Genomic DNA, 469 nt, shown 5'->3' with positions numbered 1-469 from the left:
TTTTCCATTTGTTAGGAGATGCTGGTAAAGCTTTAATTAATGTTTTCGGTAATCTCATAAGTTGGTTAGAAACTGGGTTTTTAGCACTTTTCCATTTGTTAGGAGATGCTGGTAAAGCTTTAATTAATGTTTTCGGTAATCTCATAAGTTGGTTAGAAACTGGGTTTTTAGCATTTTTCCATTTGTTAGGAGATGCTGGTAAAGCTTTAATTAATGTTTTCGGTAATCTCATAAGTTGGTTAGAAACTGGGTTTTTAGCACTTTTCTATTTGTTAGGAGATGCTGGTAAAGCTTTAATGAATGCTGGAGAAAATTTGTTCAATTGGCTTAATGATTACCCAATGATCCTTGTATTTGTTGGCTCTTTATTTATGCTTTTGATTGGAATGAAATATTTCCAGGGGAAACAGAAAAAGGAAGAAGAAGAACGATTAGCTAGGCTGAAAATAGAACAAGAAGAACGACAATA

1 protein-coding gene is annotated in these 469 nt (G+C 33.0%); it reads left to right on the top strand.

Going from position 1 to position 469, the window contains the following annotated elements; translation table 11 throughout:
* Positions 1 to 8: 8 nt before the first annotated feature.
* The coding region (locus AC5JL8_RS33205; protein ID WP_495883949.1) for a hypothetical protein at positions 9 to 469 on the top strand (461 nt) is incomplete at its 3' end.

This window comes from Mojavia sp. (genome assembly GCF_059505145.1).
Note: the sequence above shows the minus strand (reverse complement) of the source record. Positions and strands in the feature narration are given on the sequence as shown.